Annotated in this window: 14 protein-coding genes; 9 read left to right on the top strand and 5 right to left on the bottom strand. The window is 39.2% G+C overall.

Annotated features, from left to right (window positions below; translation table 11 throughout):
- The first annotated feature begins 72 nt into the window (after positions 1–72).
- The 5 genes from ACHWSC_RS05050 (at position 73) to ACHWSC_RS05070 (ending at position 4,315) form a co-directional block, all read left to right on the top strand.
- Complete coding sequence (locus tag ACHWSC_RS05050; RefSeq protein ID WP_394675991.1) at positions 73–714, top strand: MarR family winged helix-turn-helix transcriptional regulator; 642 nt, start codon at positions 73–75, stop codon at positions 712–714.
- 115 nt (positions 715–829) lie between these two features.
- The gene (locus tag ACHWSC_RS05055) at positions 830–2,308 is read left to right on the top strand and encodes a phytoene desaturase family protein (RefSeq protein WP_394675992.1); all 1,479 of its coding nucleotides are present in this window, start codon (positions 830–832) and stop codon (positions 2,306–2,308) included.
- 4 nt (positions 2,309–2,312) lie between these two features.
- Positions 2,313–3,149 carry a phytoene/squalene synthase family protein gene (locus ACHWSC_RS05060; RefSeq protein ID WP_394675993.1) on the top strand — a complete coding sequence of 279 codons (837 nt, stop codon included), beginning with the start codon at positions 2,313–2,315 and terminating at the stop codon, positions 3,147–3,149.
- Between the two features lie 9 nt (positions 3,150–3,158).
- Positions 3,159–3,617 (top strand): beta-carotene hydroxylase, encoded by a 459-nt coding sequence (locus tag ACHWSC_RS05065; RefSeq protein ID WP_394675994.1) that lies wholly within the window; start codon positions 3,159–3,161, stop codon positions 3,615–3,617.
- Positions 3,614–4,315, top strand: a complete 702-nt coding sequence (locus ACHWSC_RS05070) for a lycopene cyclase domain-containing protein (protein WP_394675995.1) — start codon at positions 3,614–3,616, stop codon at positions 4,313–4,315. Before ACHWSC_RS05065 ends, ACHWSC_RS05070 begins: the two co-directional genes overlap by 4 nt.
- Positions 4,316–4,696: 381 nt before the next feature.
- Here the strand turns inward: ACHWSC_RS05070 and ACHWSC_RS05075 are convergent, their stop codons facing one another.
- A complete protein-coding gene (locus ACHWSC_RS05075) occupies positions 4,697–6,208 on the bottom strand; it encodes a SusD/RagB family nutrient-binding outer membrane lipoprotein (RefSeq protein WP_394675996.1) in 1,512 nt (503 codons plus the stop codon).
- A 10-nt stretch (positions 6,209–6,218) separates the two neighbouring features.
- Positions 6,219–9,272: a SusC/RagA family TonB-linked outer membrane protein gene (locus ACHWSC_RS05080; protein WP_394675997.1), complete on the bottom strand. Its 3,054-nt coding sequence runs from the start codon at positions 9,270–9,272 to the stop codon at positions 6,219–6,221.
- A 149-nt stretch (positions 9,273–9,421) separates the two neighbouring features.
- Between ACHWSC_RS05080 and ACHWSC_RS05085 the strand changes: the two genes are divergently transcribed.
- The gene (locus tag ACHWSC_RS05085) at positions 9,422–10,315 is read left to right on the top strand and encodes a helix-turn-helix domain-containing protein (RefSeq protein ID WP_394675998.1); all 894 of its coding nucleotides are present in this window, start codon (positions 9,422–9,424) and stop codon (positions 10,313–10,315) included.
- 145 nt (positions 10,316–10,460) lie between these two features.
- Here the strand turns inward: ACHWSC_RS05085 and ACHWSC_RS05090 are convergent, their stop codons facing one another.
- Positions 10,461–10,868: a DUF5367 domain-containing protein gene (locus ACHWSC_RS05090; protein WP_394675999.1), complete on the bottom strand. Its 408-nt coding sequence runs from the start codon at positions 10,866–10,868 to the stop codon at positions 10,461–10,463.
- Between the two features lie 340 nt (positions 10,869–11,208).
- On the opposite strand from ACHWSC_RS05090, the gene ACHWSC_RS05095 reads away from it, so the two are divergent.
- From ACHWSC_RS05095 to ACHWSC_RS05105, 3 genes are all read left to right on the top strand, one after another.
- Positions 11,209–14,442 (top strand): sugar-binding domain-containing protein, encoded by a 3,234-nt coding sequence (locus ACHWSC_RS05095; RefSeq protein WP_394676000.1) that lies wholly within the window; start codon positions 11,209–11,211, stop codon positions 14,440–14,442.
- A 263-nt stretch (positions 14,443–14,705) separates the two neighbouring features.
- On the top strand, positions 14,706–14,843 hold the full coding sequence (locus ACHWSC_RS05100) for a hypothetical protein (protein WP_394676191.1): 138 nt from the start codon (positions 14,706–14,708) through the stop codon (positions 14,841–14,843).
- Positions 14,806–14,919, top strand: a complete 114-nt coding sequence (locus ACHWSC_RS05105) for a DUF6984 family protein (protein WP_394676001.1) — start codon at positions 14,806–14,808, stop codon at positions 14,917–14,919. The genes ACHWSC_RS05100 and ACHWSC_RS05105 overlap by 38 nt, the downstream gene beginning before the upstream one ends.
- Before the next feature lie 45 nt (positions 14,920–14,964).
- On the opposite strand, the gene ACHWSC_RS05110 is transcribed toward ACHWSC_RS05105, so the two are convergent.
- Entirely contained in the window at positions 14,965–16,515 is a 1,551-nt protein-coding gene (locus ACHWSC_RS05110; protein ID WP_394676002.1) for a right-handed parallel beta-helix repeat-containing protein, read from the bottom strand.
- Between the two features lie 66 nt (positions 16,516–16,581).
- Entirely contained in the window at positions 16,582–17,898 is a 1,317-nt protein-coding gene (locus ACHWSC_RS05115) for an IPT/TIG domain-containing protein (RefSeq protein ID WP_394676003.1), read from the bottom strand.
- Positions 17,899–17,913 lie beyond the last annotated feature (15 nt).

Raw genomic sequence — 17,913 nt, forward strand, 5'->3', positions numbered from 1 at the left:
TTTTATTCTAAAAATATTCTTTTTTAAAATAATTAAAACAAATATGGTATATTTATGTTCTAAATAAAGTGTATGAAATATCAGCTTTTAAAAGAAATCATTGTATTAGTTGAAGAATTTGAACAGGAAAACGTAGATGGAATCTACAGCACTGACGCTGATGGATTTAAACGTTGGATAGTAACAAAGGAAACCGATGTTGTAGTCGAGCCTAATTGGGACGGTAAGGAAAATGGGCGTAGTCCAGAGAGTGTAATCAGTACATTGATAGTGCATATGAATAGGTTTGCAAAAAGTTATTCCAAGGCTGCTATTTGGGAATCTGATTTTTCCACACAAGAAGAGTTTATATACCTTATTACCTTACGATCCTTTGGTGAGATGACAAAAATGGAGTTGATCAGAAGGAATATTCATGAAAAGCCGGCCGGCATGGCTATTATAAACCGTTTGATCAAACAAAGATGGATCGGTCAACAAGATTCAAAACTGGACCGGAGAAGTAAGGTGCTTTATATCACGGAAGGTGGCTTATCGGCATTGGATCGACAAATGGGGAAAATACGTCATGCTACGCAGATTGTTTCAGGTGATTTGACGTATAGTGAAAAAATAACACTGATAAGTTTATTGGATAAATTGAGCAAATTTCATCAATTAATCTATGATAGAAATATTTCACCGGAAAAATTGCTGGAGCAAGTGAAGTTATAGTCCATACCGAGGTGCGATAGAAATAACAAAAGCACTACAATGTGTACATTACCATATTGCAGTGTCAGTAAGTCTATTGGGGAATTACCCGAATAGTTCAGCTAAAAAAACAGAAATGAAAAAGAAGGTAGCAGTTATTGGTGCAGGTTTTTCGGGTCTTTCAGCGGCGGCCTATCTTGCGCAGGCAGGATACGATGTGCATGTTTTTGAGAAACATACGCAGCCCGGAGGAAGGGCGAGGCAGTTTACTACGACAGAAGGGTTTAAATTTGATATGGGACCGAGCTGGTACTGGATGCCTGATATTATTGAGTCCTTTTTTTCGGATTTTGGATGCAGCACAGCTGATTTTTTTGAGCTTGTATCACTCAATCCACAATTTGAAATGATATTTAACTCCGGACAGATTTGTGTGCCTGAATCCTATCAGGAGTTAAAACAATTATTTGAACAGATCGAATCTGGGGCGGGTACGCAATTGGATCGATTTATGGAAGCTGCAAAATTTAAGTATGAAGTCGGTATGCGTGATTTTGTCAATAAGCCCTGTCATAATTGGAGTGAATTTCTCTCTCCAAAAATTGCACTTAGCGCTTTGAAGCTAGATTTGCTTTCCAATTTTCGATCCTATGTCGCCAAATATTTTAAGGACCAAAGATTGCGGACATTGATGGAATTTCCAGTTATATTTTTGGGCGCTTCACCCAAGGATATTCCGGCATTATATAGCCTTATGAATTATGGCGGTTATGCACTTGGAACCCATTATCCGAGAGGGGGCTTTTTTCAGTTAGTACTGGCGATGCAACAAGTAGCGGAGAGACAAGGAGTCACTTTTCATTTTGATCATAATGTTGATACGTTAAATATTGAAAAGAATAAGATCACTTCATTAGGTGTTAATGGTGTGAATCATCCATTTGACCTCGTGGTTGCATCGGCCGACTATCACCATATCGAAACACTACTTGCCAAGGAGTTGAGAAACTACGATGATGATTATTGGAAAAGCAGGACCTTTGCCCCCTCAAGCTTGATATATTATCTGGGGATGAAATCGCCCATTCCAAATCTAACACACCACACACTTTTCTTTGAGCATCCGTTGGATGATCATATTGACTGTATCTATGGTGAAAAAAAGTGGCCTGAAAATCCGCTGTTCTATGTATGTTGTCCATCCAAAACGGATCCTCATGTAGCTCCTGCAAACAGTGAGAATCTCTTCTTATTAATGCCCTTGGCGACTGCAATCTCGGACGATGATGAAACACGTGAAAAATATCTAATTAAGATGTTAAAGCGTTTGGAAAAGCGTACCGGTACAAAAAACCTATATGAACAGATTGCATACAAGAGAAGTTACTGTGTAAGCGACTTTACCAGCGATTATAATGCTTACGCTGGAAATGCTTATGGACTAGCAAATACATTGAAACAGACAGCGGTATGGAAACCCAAGATCAGAAATAAGAAAGTCTATAATCTTTTTTATTCAGGTCAGCTGACGGTTCCTGGTCCCGGGGTGCCTCCATCCATTTTATCAGGGAAAATTGTTGCCAAAGAAGCCATTGAATTATATCGTAAAACATAAGACCATGAAAAAGCTATTTGATGAACTCGCTTATGAAGTAAGCAAAAAAACAACTGAAAAGTATAGTACAAGTTTCTCGCTCGGTATTTTGGCACTCAAGCCCAACATTAGGGCTAGTATTTATGCGATTTATGGCTATGTAAGGTTGGCTGATGAAATAGTGGATAGTTTTCATGGTTATGATAAGCAGCGATTGCTGGCGCGGTTATACCTCGAGACAAACTGTGCGCTAGAGGAAGGTATTTCATTAAATCCGATATTGCAATCTTTCCAGGAGACAGTACATAAGTATGCTATTGACATCGAGCTAATCCGCCAATTTCTACATAGCATGGAAATGGACCTGAATAAAGTCGACTATAATTCTGAACGTTATAAAGAATATATTTATGGTTCGGCGGAAGTGGTTGGACTGATGTGTTTACAGGTTTTTACGGAAGGTAATAGACAGCGCTATGAGGAGTTAAAACCTTACGCTATGAAACTGGGCTCTGCATTCCAGAAAATAAACTTCTTGCGGGATCTTAAAGACGACTACCATGTTCTTGGGCGCACCTATTTTCCAAATCTGGATATGGCAATCTTCGATAATGCACTCAAAAGCCAGATTGAGGATGAGATACACAGCGAATTTAAGGAAGCGCTTTTAGGAATTAAAAAATTGCCTGCATCGGCAAAATTTGGCGTTTATCTAGCTTATAGATATTACCTTTCACTGTTTGCGAAGATTCGGAAAAAATCCTCAAAAGAAATTTTGGAAAGTAGGATTAGGATACCAAATGTACAGAAAGCCTATGTTGCTTTCAAAAGTTATCTGCGTTACAAAGCTGCTTACTTATAATATAGAGCTATGAATTTTATTACAGTATTGATCACTTTTATCGCTATGGAGGGCGCAACCTGGCTTATCCATAAGTACATTATGCATGGCTTTCTCTGGATATTACATCGCGATCACCACGATCATAGCAATGCGGGCTTTTTGGAAAAGAATGATTACTTTTTTATCATTTTTGCTCTTCCCACCATCGCGTTGATGTATTTCGGTTCGTTAAGGGATTACAATTATCTGTTTTATATCGGATTAGGGGTTATGCTCTATGGTATGGCGTATTTCTTTGTGCATGATATATTTATCCATCAACGCTTCAAATGGTTGAGTAAAACAAATAACCGTTACTTTTTGGCGCTTCGTCGTGCCCATAAACAACATCATAAACATTTAGGCAAAGAGGAGGGCGAATGTTTTGGCTTTTTGTATGTTCCGATGAAATACTTTAAAATGTATACTAACAATGAAAAAATATGATGCCATATACTTACTCGCTTATCTTATTTTTTACGGTCATAATCTGTTTTGTCGCATCCTTCGACAAGCGGCTTCGGTTCGATCGTGAGTTTGTCCCATTTTTAAAGGCAGCAGCACTTGTTGCTGTATTTTTTATAGCTTGGGATGTCTGGTTTACCCGTAAGGGAGTATGGTGGTTTGACACAAGATACACCCTAGGCCTGGTTATAGCAGGATTACCATTGGAAGAATGGTTATTCTTTATCTTCATCCCTTTTTCTTGTATTTTCACCTATTTCTGCATTGATAAATTTTTTAGATTACAATCGTTATCCGCCTTTAATAATATCGTTGTCTTTATGAGTGTCATTATATGTGCTGTGGTGGCACTTCGATATGCCGACAGAATCTATACAGTTGTTACCGCTACTGTGACTATCGCGACATTAGTGCTTTTTCACTTTGCATTTCGGATACAATGGATTACGCAGGCCTCTGTCGTCTTCACCTTGCTTATGTTAGGCTTTTTACCTGTCAATGGTATACTCACCGGAACAGGGTTGGAGTCTCCTATAGTCAATTACAATCCCATGGAATTTATGGGGATCAGGGTACTTACGATTCCGGTTGAAGATGCGGTGTACGGATACACCCAGTTTTTGTGGGTTCTTTACTTTTTTAAAAAATTTCAAAGTAAGTCGCATGAATCCAATCAATAAACAAGAGTTAACCATTGAATGTGCTACCCCAGAAAAATGTGCTGACATTAGCGGAGCGGACAAATTTATTTTCTGGCGTCACCAGCCAAAATCCAAAGCCACAATAAAAGTTAAATTGCTATCCATCGCAAAAGCAGGTAGACCTGTCTCATTATAACTTGTATGGGTATTATAACTACCTGATTCACTAAATGTAATTGTAAAAAAATAAGCATTAGATATGGAGAAATCTTGATGGTGATTTTGGAAGTCTAGGAGGTAAAACTGCAATTTGTCATAAAAAGAACGGGGCCCATTCAATGGACCCCGTCTGACAAATAATGCTACCCACAATTGATAACATTAGCTCTCTAATCTAAATTTCTATATTGATAAACAATACTATTTTGTATCCCACCATACCCTTGCCAGCAGGACACCATTTTCTCCTTGTGCTTGGACGTTGGCGTTGTTGGTATTGATTTCTGTCTCCGGATACATAAAGCGCAATGGATACGCTCCTGAACTTGGCGATGACAGTGAATTTGGTATTGCAGGATAACCCAGACGTCTATAATCGTTCCATGCCTGGATATTGTTGATGTTGTGCAATGCAAGCCATTTCTGGGTTATGATCTGTTGAATTTTGTTACTCGCTTCCGTATAAATGACACTTTTCTGATTTATATAGGATTGCGCATTGTAATTATTTTGGTTGAACAGATAATTAAATGAGGCTTGAATTCCCTTTTGGTAGGATTCACTCGCGTTGCCACTAATCCATTTCCGCTCGATGGCCTCTGCTTCTAAAAAAGCAGTTTCCGCTAAGGAAATGAGAACGGTTGACTGGCTAAATGATTTTATAATCCCAGCGGGCTGATTACCATTTTCCAGCGGACCTTTTAAGGCTGAAGTATTAACCGCTGCAAACTCCTCAGCTATGGTATTATTTCCAAAAAGGACACCTTTAAACTCCCCGCTGACCTGCGTATAGTTTTGTTGTAAGCGCGGGTCGTTATAGGCTTTGTACGTGTTGATCAAAAATTGTGTTGGTCTGATATTGGCATAATTTGCTACTGCCACACCTGCATTGTTCCGATAGAAGGTCTCGTAAAAAGGATTCATCTTTGCTGCAGTGTTGAGATATCCCGGATTGACGGCTGCATTCTCGGAAAGAAATCCTGAACCTTCTTCGATAATTTTCGATATTTCCTGCTTAATATAGGATTCTTGACTAGAAACTTCCGATTGTTTTAGCAAGGCTCTTAATTTGAGAGTGTTACCAAATTTTGTCCATTTGCTTTTATCGCCTTTGAAAAGAACGTCGTCTGTTGTGGGCAACAGCGAGGCAACCTTGATATCTGCAATGCCTTCGGTAATTAGATCAACGGACTTGGCATAAACATCTTTTCCTGATTCATACTTCGGATGCAGGTTAACAGAGCCGTTTAAGGCATCACTGAAGGGAACATTATTGTAAAAGTCAACAAGTGTAAAGAAATGGTGAGCCATCATGATCTTACAGATCCCCGCATAAAATCTTGCATCTTCGGCATTGGCCTGATCCAAAATTTCTTTGTAATACAGTAGGTTGTTATAATTGGATTCCCAGACAGGTATGCCGTCTCTTGTATCCCTTATCGCAGGACCATTATAGGTCTTTAATGCTGTAAAAGCACTCACTCCCTCATTTGAAGTTCCCCAATAACCTCCCCATAAACCACCGATCTGATTCAGTTGGACAGATTCATTTACGGCAGATACGACCAAGGCAGCCGGAAGCTTGGCATTTAGGCTTAAATTTTCCTTTATTGGCGCATTCGGATTATCATTTACATCAAGAAAGTCCTTACAGGAGCTCGCTGTAAGTAAAGTAATCGCAAATAAGGCTGATTTTATGATAGTGTATTTCATCTCCGTAGTATTAAAAAGTAATGTTGACATTAAAACCCATTGATCTTGATGTCGGAATCTGTCTGAAGCTGTTGTAGCCATCTGTTTGATTATAAAGTGCCTCTGGGTCGCCGATTGTATTGGAAGAATGCCTGACGATGAAAAGGTTGTTTCCCACAAAACCAATGCTTGCTTTTTTGATCATCCGTTGATGGGATAGCCACGATTGCGGCAAATCATACCCGATATAGAGTTCCCTAAGCTTTAGGTAATCTCCTTTGGCGGCGGTGACAGATTGTATATTTCCGTATGCTGTCCACCACGCTTTATCTCCCTTAGAATATACCTCATTATTTTCAACAATTGATCCGTCGGCCAGGCGTACCATAGAATTAGGCATAATAAAAGGCTGTCTATCGTATTTTGCAGTTTCCGGATGTGTTCCGGCAGCAAACATCCTCGGGATTACCTCCGAATACATCCAACTTCCCAGTCTTGCATCAATCTGAAAACCCATTGTAAAGGATTTATAGTTGAATTTGGTATTAAATCCAAACAGATAAGGCGGTACCATCGTTCCCATTACCTTTTCTTCTTCCGAAGGGATTACATTCCCGTTTGGATCCAAAACGATTTTCCCGTCTTCTCTTAAAAAGTCAGTCATGCGAAGTGTTGGATATTGTAGGCCTTTGATAGCGTAAGCTTGTCGAAAGATGTTAAACTCGTCGCCTGCATATAGATTTTTGGCTTTTGTGTCGGTATAACTGAAATTAAGGCCAAACTGTAAGTTCAAATCTTTGCTTTTAATTGCAGTTCCATTGATCATGATTTCATAGGTCTTATTGATGATCTGTCCAGCATTTACGATCGTTGAATTGAAGCCCGTTGCACGCGAGATACCAGCATCAAATATTTGTCCATCCGAGTCCGAATAAGCATAAACAATATCCGTCCGCAAACGGTCGTTAAAAAACCCGAGCTGGGTACCTACCTCAAATGATTTAACAAATTCGGGTTTTATCGATCGGTTTGGCTCAGATAGGGAAGGAGTAAATCCGACCAAACTACCAAATGGAAAACCCGCGGTTTGGCTATAACTCAGGTTCAGACGATAAGGATCTAAGGTTACGTTTCCTGTCTTATTAAAAGAAGCAAAAATACGACCGTAGCTCAATACCCTGCTCTTCTGCAGGCTCGCGATCGCATCTGTAAATACAAAAGAGGAACTTACACCTGGAGAAAAATAGCTGTTGTTTCCTGGATCAAGCACCGATACCTGATCATTTCTCCCTGTAAACGTTAGAAAAAGATAGTTTTTATATCCAGCCGTAAATTCTCCGTAAGTCGCGAGCGAACGGTATTTTGTAATTGTTGAACCTCCGGTCAATTCGCCAGTGCGAGAGCCCTGATTGAATATATCTTCAAATAATAGATTTGTAGCACTGATATTGATAGATTTCGTATCATCCATTCGAACATTTTGTCCGACCAAAAACTTGGTAGAGAAATCACCAAAGTTCTTATGAAAATTCAGGATCAAATCATTGTTGAAACGGGTAAAGCCTCTATGTGTATCATTTACGCTCCCATTTATATTTCTTGTTGCTATATTAGAAACCAATTTTCTGTTCGTCACACGACCAGGTTCTGATTGGAAATATAGTCCCGTACGGAAAGTTGCATCTAACCAATCTGTAAATTCATAATTAAACTCCAGTTTTGAATTTAATGTATGCTGATCAGAGGTATTTCTGTTATTGTCAGCCATGAAAATGGGATTTCTAGTCCCGGCAACTGGATTATACCAGTTTAAAGGATGATTTGGAGAACTTGGATCCTGCCAGTTTCGTGCATCTTTATAGTCTATATTGGCGGGTTGTGTATAAACAGACAACCATGGGCCATCACTTGTCGTATTGTTCTTGAAAAAAACGTAATTTGTATTGAAAGAGGTATTCAACTTGTTAAATCGACGCGACCCATTAAATCGTACTCCAGTACGACTTGATTTGTCGCCAGGAATCACACCTTTGATACGAACATCCTGCAAAGAAACGTAATAAGATCCCTTATCATCGCCAGAAGAGAATGATAGATCGTTTTGTACTGTTACACCCGTATCGAAAAAATCCAATCGGTTATCTTTATCTGGAGCACTATATACCTTCGTTGGTTGTACACCATTGATGGGCAACCCAAAATCTCTGACCTCACCATTAAAACGATCTCCCCAAGATTCATTTGCTACAGGACTGTACACACCATTTTGTCCTTGACCAAAACGCTGTTGAGCAGGGGGTAGCAGGAAAACCTTGGAAAACAGCGTACTATTACTATAGTTGATCTGCCCTCTTTCTGCCCGACCCGATTTTGTCGTGATCATAATTGCACCATTGACACCTTCAGATCCATATAGCGCAGCAGCATTAGCTCCTTTCAGTACAGTAATGTCTTGGATATCATTGGGATTTATTCGGGTAATATCGGGCAATGGTACACCATCCACAACATATATGGGATCATTTTTTGACCGGTTTAAAGAACGTGTTCCTCTTAACCTAATTTGAATCCCTGGGTCAGTTTTTCCTGTTGTTAAGTCTGTTGCATTGATCCTTAGTCCGGCAACTTTACTCGATAACGCCAAAAGAGGATTTACGACCTTACCAAGATTCAATTCTTGATTGTCCACAGATTGTGCCGAAGTACCGAGTTCTCGTGCTTGCCTTTTTATCCCCAATGCACCAGTTACGTTTACTTCGGATAGCATGTGTGGGTCTTCAGCTAATCGGATGACAAGATTGGATTGTCCACCACGAACCTGAATTTCCTGCGGCGTATAATTGAGATGTGAGATCACCAATGTCTGTCCCTGATGAAGGCGGATACGAAAACTGCCCTGTGAACCTGTCATCACAGAACTTGATTTGATACTTTCTTTCACACGGATTGAAACGCCACTAATAGGCTCTTCGGTTTTTAAATCCAGGATACGCCCCTCTACGGTAAAATTAGTCTGTGCGGCCACCTCTTCATAAAACTGCGAGGTGAAGAATAGAAATAGGATTAACAAGTAGCTTTTTAACATTTTTTAATGTTTAATTGAATAAGTAGTATGATTTCAATACCTTTGATTATATTAAGTCTAAATAAATATCTTACGAAGATACTTGCTAAGATAATTTACCGAATAACGCAATCGGAAATAAGACTTATACTATTGGAAATTTCTATTCGATGGAGTTACTTCAAGCAGAAAAAAAAGCATTTAAATACGATCATCCGGATTATAAAGTAAGGATGGTCTATCCGTACACAGACCATAACATTGTCCCGGAAGATAAGAGCTATCTTGTTATTATAGCTATTGAAGAGGGCTGCAGCTTGTCAACGGGGCCGAAGAAAATTGTTTTGAAAGAGGGCAGTAGTATGTTGCTACGATTGCATGCGAATACAGTCAGTATCACATCCAAACATAGCAATTCGCGCTGTCTCATACTGCTATATCGAGACTCTTATCTTAAGCAAATGGATATTTCCGAGCAGCATATAACTGCGATTAATGATGCAATACTAAATGCGGAGAAAATTTCAGAGGAGACGTCGCTTATAACTTATGTAAAAGCTAAGGATCTAATACGAATGAATGGAAGCAGTTTGTTATTACCAGCATTTTATAAGTCCAAATCACTGTTTATTCTCTCAACCCTAATGGATGCTGTGCAGCCCGGTATTCCATCCAATAAACTGGAACTACGCGAATCAGATATTGAGAAAATTAGCCAGGTGAAATTGCTTATCGAAACAAACCTTCATGAGACCTATACCATACATAAACTTGCAAAAGAAGTTGGGACCAATGTTCAATATCTTAAACAGCACTTTAAAAGCTATTATGGAATAACGATATTCAATTTTGTGTTGAAGTGTAAAATGCAGCGAGCACAACATCTATTAAAAGATCACAGATTAACGATCAGCGTTATTGGAAATAAACTTGGTTATAAGCACGCTAGCCATTTTACTGCAGCGTTCAAAAAATTCTTTGGTTATGTTCCTAATAGTTTACGTTATCTATTGGTCATGGGATGTGATGAATTGGCTGCGATTATAGAAATGGGTCTTATTTGAAAAATCAATAAGCTCAGGTAATATTCTATTGATCTTTGGCCGTGTATGCTGTTGGGAACACTATATAACTATAAAACATATTGAAATAGGCATTCAGAAGAGTGCGCGCTAAACGGTATTTATTACCATAGCGCAGGTCTGTTCTTCAGTCACGGCCAACCATCCTGTTTTGTCGCAGTCCTGTAACGACTGATGTTAATAATACAACGCTATAAGCCCACATGAGCCAAGAACCAAATGTTGCAGCTCGGCTTGACGGCATATTGGGAAAGACCTGTTCAAAAAATTGAATGGCGAATGTATCGAGAATCATTCCTGGCAATACCAATAGCACGCCAGCCACTACATTTTCAAAACCTGAAAGTTTAAATTTTTTAAAAGTTAAGACTGCAATCAGAATCAATGCAGGGATTACTGCTGCATATAAACTAGTAAGTACGACTGGTGAATCGGTAATAAAAAAGAATTGTCCCGCAAATCGGAAAGCCAACGTTGCCAAAAACCAAATTAAAAATCCGATAACAAGAACTGGTAAAATAAACGTTTTTTTCATTTTTGAAATTTTGAACAAAGGTACTATCCGACAAACGTCACTTTCGAGATTCATCTACAAGAAAATTCTATGCTGCGTAATGACATGATAGAAATTTTTGTAAATCTCTGTACTTGTGCAATGAGGAATTTTGCTCAGCTAATATAATGAATCTTAAAATTCCTTCTGCTAGTTTATTAAGTTAGCTAAAACTGTTTTGAAATAACAGGACCTTTTGTAGCCAATCTAGTCAATAAATATCAAAATACAGTATATTTTACATGTTTTTATCACTTTTGTACATCCTTAATTACGATAGGATAAGTTCCTTTGTATAATTTTTTAGAATTATAGATCATTTATGATGAGAATTACGCTGTGTGTTTCATTGTTCCTTTGTTTTATGCTAAAGCATGTCTGTGCGCAGGAAAAACTATCGTTGGATGGAATCTGGAAATTTAGCCTGGATGAGAAAGACATCGGTTTAAAAGAACGATGGTTTGAAAAGGACCTTACGCAGGTAATCCATTTGCCCGGAACTACCGATGAGGCAAAATATGGCACAAGGACGACTGGTTCTGATTTTGGAATTCTCACCCGCGAATATAAATATTACGGTTCGGCATGGTATCAGCGCGATATCATTGTGCCAGCGGATTGGAAAGGGAAACAGCTGTTCTTAAATTTAGAACGGGTCATCTGGCAATCTACACTATTTTTAGACGGTCAAAAACTTTCGATTTTAGATGCATTGAACGCATCGCATGTACACCCACTAGGAATTTTGAAACCTGGCAAACATAAGCTGACAATGCGGATCAATAATGATATGGTCTATAATATAGGCGATAAAGGCCATGTTTATACAGAGTATACACAAAGTATATGGAACGGTGTTGTCGGTAAAATAGAGCTTATCGCAAAAAATCCGATCCGCTTTTCTAATCTGCAGGTATACACAAAGATAGCGCCAAAGGCGCTTCAAATTAAAGACACTTTGATCAATGAAAGCGGGAAAAAAATGACCGTTCATCTGTTGTATACCTTACGGGAGCGGAAGAGTGGTTTGGAAGTATTTCGGGGGAAAAGGAAAGTTGAATTGTTGTCGAAGCGACAAGCAGTTGATTTTGCTGACGATGTACCCGCACAAATCCGATTATGGGACGATATTGATCCTAATCTTTATTTGCTTAAAGTCAGTATATCAGATGATAAAGGGATGCGATTAGATGCCAAGGAGATGGAGGTAGGGTTTCGTGAGATTAGCGCTTCCAAATCAAAGATTCTTGTGAACAATCGACCGGTATTCCTACGTGGAAATTTGGATTGTGTACATTTTCCGTTAACGGGATATCCGGCGATGAATATTGAAGAATGGGAGCGAATCTTTCGCATCTATAAAGCCTATGGCCTGAACCATGTTCGATTCCATTCTTGGTGTCCACCAGAAGCTGCTTTTATCGCTGCAGATCGAATCGGTCTCTACTTGCAACCTGAAGTCATATGGCTGGACTGGTGGATGGCTGTGGATAACCCTGGACGCGAAGAAATGAATACCAAGGGAAGACCCAAAGGCCTAGGTCATAACGCATCAGCAGATTTGTTCGTACAGAAAGAAATAGCAACAATGATGGCTAGTTATGGAAATCATGCTTCTTTTACGACTGTGGCAATAGGAAATGAATTGGGTAATTCGGATTTTGCGGTTATGGAATCTTGGTTGAAACCGTACAAAGACAAAGATGCTAGAAGATTATATACTGTTTCCTCCGCTCGAAAAATCACAGCTCTAGATCAGTTTATAGCAACGCATTACATTGATAAGTTGGGTGGTACAAGAGGTTTGCGAGGGCCAACTACCGATTGGGATTTTGAAAATGTGTATAGACAATCCGCAATTCCCGTAATAGCACATGAGATTGGACAATGGCCCGTATATCCACGTTGGGACGAGATTAAAAAATATACAGGTGTACTGAAAGCGAGAAATTTCGAACAGTTCCGAGAACAGGCAAGAAAGAATAATCTGGAGTCTCAAAATGAAGCTTTTGTTCAGGCTTCCGGAGCACTTAGTCAGTTGATGTATAAAAATGAGATAGAATCTTTTTTGAGGACTCCTTCTGCTACAGGAATCCAACTGTTGAGTATGCAAGATTATCAGGGACAAGGGGAGGCGCTCATCGGCTGGCTTGATGCTTTCTACGACAGCAAGGAGATCACAACTCCTGAGAAATTTAAAATGCACCATGATACAACGGTGATGCTATTACGTATTCCAAAATTTGTATGGAAGACAGCAGAGACCTTTAGCGCAAAAGTACAAGTAGCGCATTATGGTAAGGCAACAATCCATGATGGAGCCTATTGGAAAATATATGATGAAACCGGCGTTTTAATATCCTCTGGAAATTTTCCGGATTTGGAGATTCAACGCGGGAGCTCTGAAATTATAGGATCCTTTACGAGTGATTTTAACAATATCAAAAAGGCAGCAAAGTTGACGGTTGAAGTTGGTCTAGTGGATCGACCTAATAAAAACAGCTGGGATATATGGGTATATCCTTCCGTCACAAAAAAGCAAAGTAAGGATGTATATATCACTGATAGGTTTAACTCGGAAGCCGAGCGAATCCTTAATTTGGGAGGAAAGGTTTTATTGGATGCTGCAGATTTAGGCAACGTAAAAACTGCAGATATGATCAGTTTCTATCCACTTTATTGGTCACTTACTTTTTTCCCAGGGCAAGGAATAAATACCCTAGGAATGTTGTTGCGTGACAAGCACCCCGCCTTTGCGGATTTCCCAACAGAATCGAGCAGTAACTGGCAATGGCAGTCTATTTATAAAGGCGCAAAGGGGTTTTATATCAATGATTTCCCTGCAACTTATAGACCAATTGCCCAACCGATAGATGATTTTCATCGCAATAATAAGCTAGCTTCAATTTTTGAAGTAAAAGTTGGTAAAGGAAAATTATTGGTAACAGGCTTTAGTTTACGAGATGAGAAAAATCCAGTAAGTCAACAATTGAAAGCCAGCTTTGAGAAATATATGATATCCGATGATTTTGCACCTGATTATGAACCTAATTTGGATAGCTTACGCAGCATGTTTGTATTCGTAGAACCTTTGAAAAGCGTGGCACCAAAGGGATTTAATCATGCACTGCTCTATGTGGAATCTGGGAAAAAATCGCAAGCACTGAACCAAAATGTAAGTTGGTCAGCCGCTTTGGATCTGAGTGAAGCAAATAAAGGAACCTCCTACAGTGTAAAAGCTGATGGAGTCTGGAAAGATGATATTTCTTCAGCATGGCAGGGAAGGCAAATGGAAGTCACATTAAAAGTTCCACAGGGTATGATCGGTACTTTCTATATATTCTTTCATGATTGGAATGATTTAGGACGACAGGCAGATATTGAATTTGAGGGGCGGGAATATACCTTGGGTAAGCATAATAAAGATGGACAATGGATCAAACTACATGTTATGCGGGAAGATTCCAATGATGGTGTATTGAAATTAAAAGTCAATGCCACCAAGGGACCTAATATCATGATTGGGAAGATGGCCTTGACTGAGGAGGTAGAATAAAAGATGTCAGTTAAGTATCCGGTTAACTTTAAACCATTGGTATTATTGTCTTTGAGATGTTGAAATTCTTTTGAATAGGTAAATTTATTACTCGTCGAGTTCTAGTTCGATCGGATTTGTGTGCTATCATTTTTTTAAGGTTATTTGTACATAAAATTACTATATTTTGAGATTACATTACTTTATGTGGCAACAATTTAAGCGAAAGATTGTAATAATCTGGAATTGATATCTGATCAATAAGCCATAGGATGATGAGAAATATGAAAAGGAGACTTACCGTTGCAGAAATTAATCTGATTTTATTTCTGGTGCGGGATCCATTGGAGGGCGAAGCAATTATAGCTACCTTAGAAGATCTATTTGTATCTTCTTATCTCGGTTATACTGGATACCGATGATAATTTTTATGAACTGGATATTTTCAAAGGAGATTTTTCGCCATTGATCAAACTGCCCGAAGTTCCTCAAGTCTGACGGTTAAATAATTACGCGAGTATTACAAAAACACGCTGGTGTTTTTTATTTATGCTGATAGGCTCCCTTGTCCAGCAATCCCTTAACTATTCTCGGTCTTCCGCTCAGATCTAAGTTTCCATTGATCTGTTGGGAAATAAAGTTAGCGGAAGATCTTGCAGGAGAACCTCTTTTTATGCTATAATCAGCTGTGGTTGGATTCACAAAACATGGATTTTGGTTATAATTAGAATGCAGATCGGTTTTACAGATTTTTTTCCATTGGTCAGAAGATAAGATGGTCTGTCCTTCCCATATCCAAGTAGCGTTGTTCTCGCTAAAATAGAGGTTATAATCCATATTATTGCCTCGTCCCGACCTGGTATATTTGTTTATAAAAGGCTGTCCAGGTATTGTATAAATAATATTGTTTTGTAGTACATTATCCATACAATTTTCTACCAATCGGATTTCTCCTTCGAACTCGTCAAAGTATCCACGATCTAAGCTGTTTTTATATAGGGTATTATTGACAACATAGCATCTTATCGTTCCACCGCCGGTGTAATTAAGATAACCACCTAAACTAATTCCCGCAAGGGAATTGTTATAAACTAAATTATTCCGTACAATACAATCCTGTGTAGGAAAATTATCAGTTTCACTTACGAGTCCAATACCCCGGCCACAACGATAAACACAATTTCTTTCAACGATTATATTTCGCGCACCGTCAATGTAGATTCCGATGGCGCCATTATGTTTTTCAAACGCAGGAATAGGACCTGTTTTTCCATCAATATCATAAACTTCATTTTCGCTGATCAGACCATTGCGTACATAATTAAGTGCTGGATTGGCATTACCTGCATATCCACCTGCAGCGACTATTCCTATATTTTCACCATTATAAACCTTATTTCTGCGAATAGTAAATCCGTCAACATACCCGTTGACGGTTATGTTTTCAGAATATCCTGTATTGCAATCGTGAACAATATTTTCTTCAACAATAATATTTGTTAGCGGTTCGGCAGTATTGCCTATAACAAGTATACCATGTCCACTTCGTCCATCCTGTGGAGAAGCATTATTTTCGATATGGTGGATTGTATTCTTTCGGAGACTAATATTTTTTGATCCCTTGTCGATAATAATGCCATTTATATCAATTCCTTTGGCGCTTGTTGTAAAATTTTCAACTATAAACCCTTCGACCTGTATATTTTTTGCATTCCTTATCGTTAGTAACGCTTCCGTTCCAGAAATTAACAGTCCGTCTCCATTAATACGAACTAGCTCATTGGAATAGGGTATTAGGACTATCGGCTTTTCAATCGTGCCGGAGTTTGAAATAAATACCTTTTCATGATAAGTTCCCTTCTTTACAAATACCGTATCACCGGGCAAAGCACTGGCGATTGCTTTTGAAATAGACTTAAAAGGGGCATTTCTAGTACCCAAATTGTTATCGTTACCGTTTATGTCGACATATTTGTTTTTCAGAGGGATCTCGGTCTGATTATGAGCTAAGGGTGCGCATTTCTTACAGGATGCAAACGACAGCGTTGTATTTTGAGCAATTAATAAAAGCGAAAATAAATATTTTAATTTCATTGATAGGGCTGTATATAATAACAGCCTCCTTTTTAATAGAGGCTGTTCATTGAAATTACAGAATTCTTATTCTGATATGATTTTACGAATGCTATTGTTCTTTTTATCCAATACATACACGGTTCCGTTTTTGTCAACGGCAACGCCTTCAGGCACATTGAATGCCGCCGCTTCTCCAATACCATTTATGAAGCCAGACTTGCCCGATCCTGCAAAGGTACTTACCTGATATGTTTTGCCGTCTACAAAACGGATGCTTTGGTCGGGAGAATTACTATCGCCGCCATTGGTACCATTTCCAGCAATCAGAATATTGTTTTGACTGTCGACTGCAATGCCCCAAGGGAGTGCGAATTCGGCTTCTTTCCCTGGGCCATTCTTATAACCATATTTGCCCGTTCCAGCAATAACTGTATACTTCCAGGTTTTTGGATCATATTGGCGGATTTGATTATCGCCGTGTAAAGCGATATAAAGACTGCCATCTGAACCGCAGGCCATACCCGCAGGATAATTCAGTCCAGTGATAACAGTATTAGAGGCCGTACCGTCCAAATTGATCTGGTAGATAGGGGCCGGTGAATCAACGACATTGTAATAGATTTTTTTTGAAGCTCTGTCGTAAGCGATAAACCATGGGGCACTATTGCCCCAGGCAACGATTTTGGTGGTTCCGTCTGGAGAAATCTTTCGGATATCCCAATTACCTGGATCAGCACTATACAGATTTCCCTGTTCATCTATGGTAAGGCCATAGGGGAGACTAAAACGTGCTTCAGTGCCTTTCCCTTCAGCAAAACCACCATTACCTGGAGAACCTGCAAATGTTGTTACGTTTCCGTTCGGGTCTATTTTTCGTATACAGTGATTACCTGGGTCAGTTACATATACGTTTAATGCGTCATCCACGACTATACCGTTGTTACGGTACCAGGCTTCACCGCTAAAATTAAACATGGCATCGGTACCTTTACCATTGGCAAACCCTGCAGCGCCATTACCCGCTAATGTGGTTACAGTTCTTGTGTAAAGGTAGGTATAAGTATCTTTCGAAGTGCCGGATTTTCCACCGATCGAAATTTCAAGAGGGCCGGTTCCTCCTTTTTTCGGTACAACAGCCATGATCTGTGTACCATTGGAAGCGATAACTTTTAAGGGAACACCACCTATTTTTATAGCTATCGCTGCGGTATCCAAGGAAAAATTCTCGCCATTGATCAATACCTCCGTTCCTCCAGATCCCTGTTTTGGAAGAAAGTCGGTAATGACTATGGGGGTATTGGGATCGTGGGTAAAACCGGCATCCTCTTTTTTACAGCCGGCTAGACTAAGGATAAGGAGAGCAAAAAAGATTAAACTAGTTGCGTTATATGTTAATTTCATAAATCTTTAAAAATA

It is taken from the genome of uncultured Sphingobacterium sp. (assembly GCF_964277905.1).
GTDB classification, from domain to species: Bacteria; Bacteroidota; Bacteroidia; order Sphingobacteriales; family Sphingobacteriaceae; genus Sphingobacterium; species Sphingobacterium siyangense.

Excerpts from the sequence above, each read along its gene's own strand:
- ACHWSC_RS05095 (WP_394676000.1), top strand. The coding sequence starts at position 11,209 with ATGATGAGAATTACGCTGTGTGTTTCATTGTTCCTTTGTTTTATGCTA.
- ACHWSC_RS05085 (WP_394675998.1), top strand. The coding sequence starts at position 9,422 with ATGGAGTTACTTCAAGCAGAAAAAAAAGCATTTAAATACGATCATCCG.
- ACHWSC_RS05050 (WP_394675991.1), top strand. The coding sequence starts at position 73 with ATGAAATATCAGCTTTTAAAAGAAATCATTGTATTAGTTGAAGAATTT.
- ACHWSC_RS05110 (WP_394676002.1), bottom strand. The coding sequence starts at position 16,515 with ATGAAATTAAAATATTTATTTTCGCTTTTATTAATTGCTCAAAATACA.
- ACHWSC_RS05075 (WP_394675996.1), bottom strand. The coding sequence starts at position 6,208 with ATGAAATACACTATCATAAAATCAGCCTTATTTGCGATTACTTTACTT.
- ACHWSC_RS05090 (WP_394675999.1), bottom strand. The coding sequence starts at position 10,868 with ATGAAAAAAACGTTTATTTTACCAGTTCTTGTTATCGGATTTTTAATT.
- ACHWSC_RS05055 (WP_394675992.1), top strand. The coding sequence starts at position 830 with ATGAAAAAGAAGGTAGCAGTTATTGGTGCAGGTTTTTCGGGTCTTTCA.
- ACHWSC_RS05115 (WP_394676003.1), bottom strand. The coding sequence starts at position 17,898 with ATGAAATTAACATATAACGCAACTAGTTTAATCTTTTTTGCTCTCCTT.
- ACHWSC_RS05060 (WP_394675993.1), top strand. The coding sequence starts at position 2,313 with ATGAAAAAGCTATTTGATGAACTCGCTTATGAAGTAAGCAAAAAAACA.
- ACHWSC_RS05070 (WP_394675995.1), top strand. The coding sequence starts at position 3,614 with ATGATGCCATATACTTACTCGCTTATCTTATTTTTTACGGTCATAATC.
- ACHWSC_RS05065 (WP_394675994.1), top strand. The coding sequence starts at position 3,159 with ATGAATTTTATTACAGTATTGATCACTTTTATCGCTATGGAGGGCGCA.
- ACHWSC_RS05100 (WP_394676191.1), top strand. The coding sequence starts at position 14,706 with ATGAAAAGGAGACTTACCGTTGCAGAAATTAATCTGATTTTATTTCTG.
- ACHWSC_RS05080 (WP_394675997.1), bottom strand. The coding sequence starts at position 9,272 with ATGTTAAAAAGCTACTTGTTAATCCTATTTCTATTCTTCACCTCGCAG.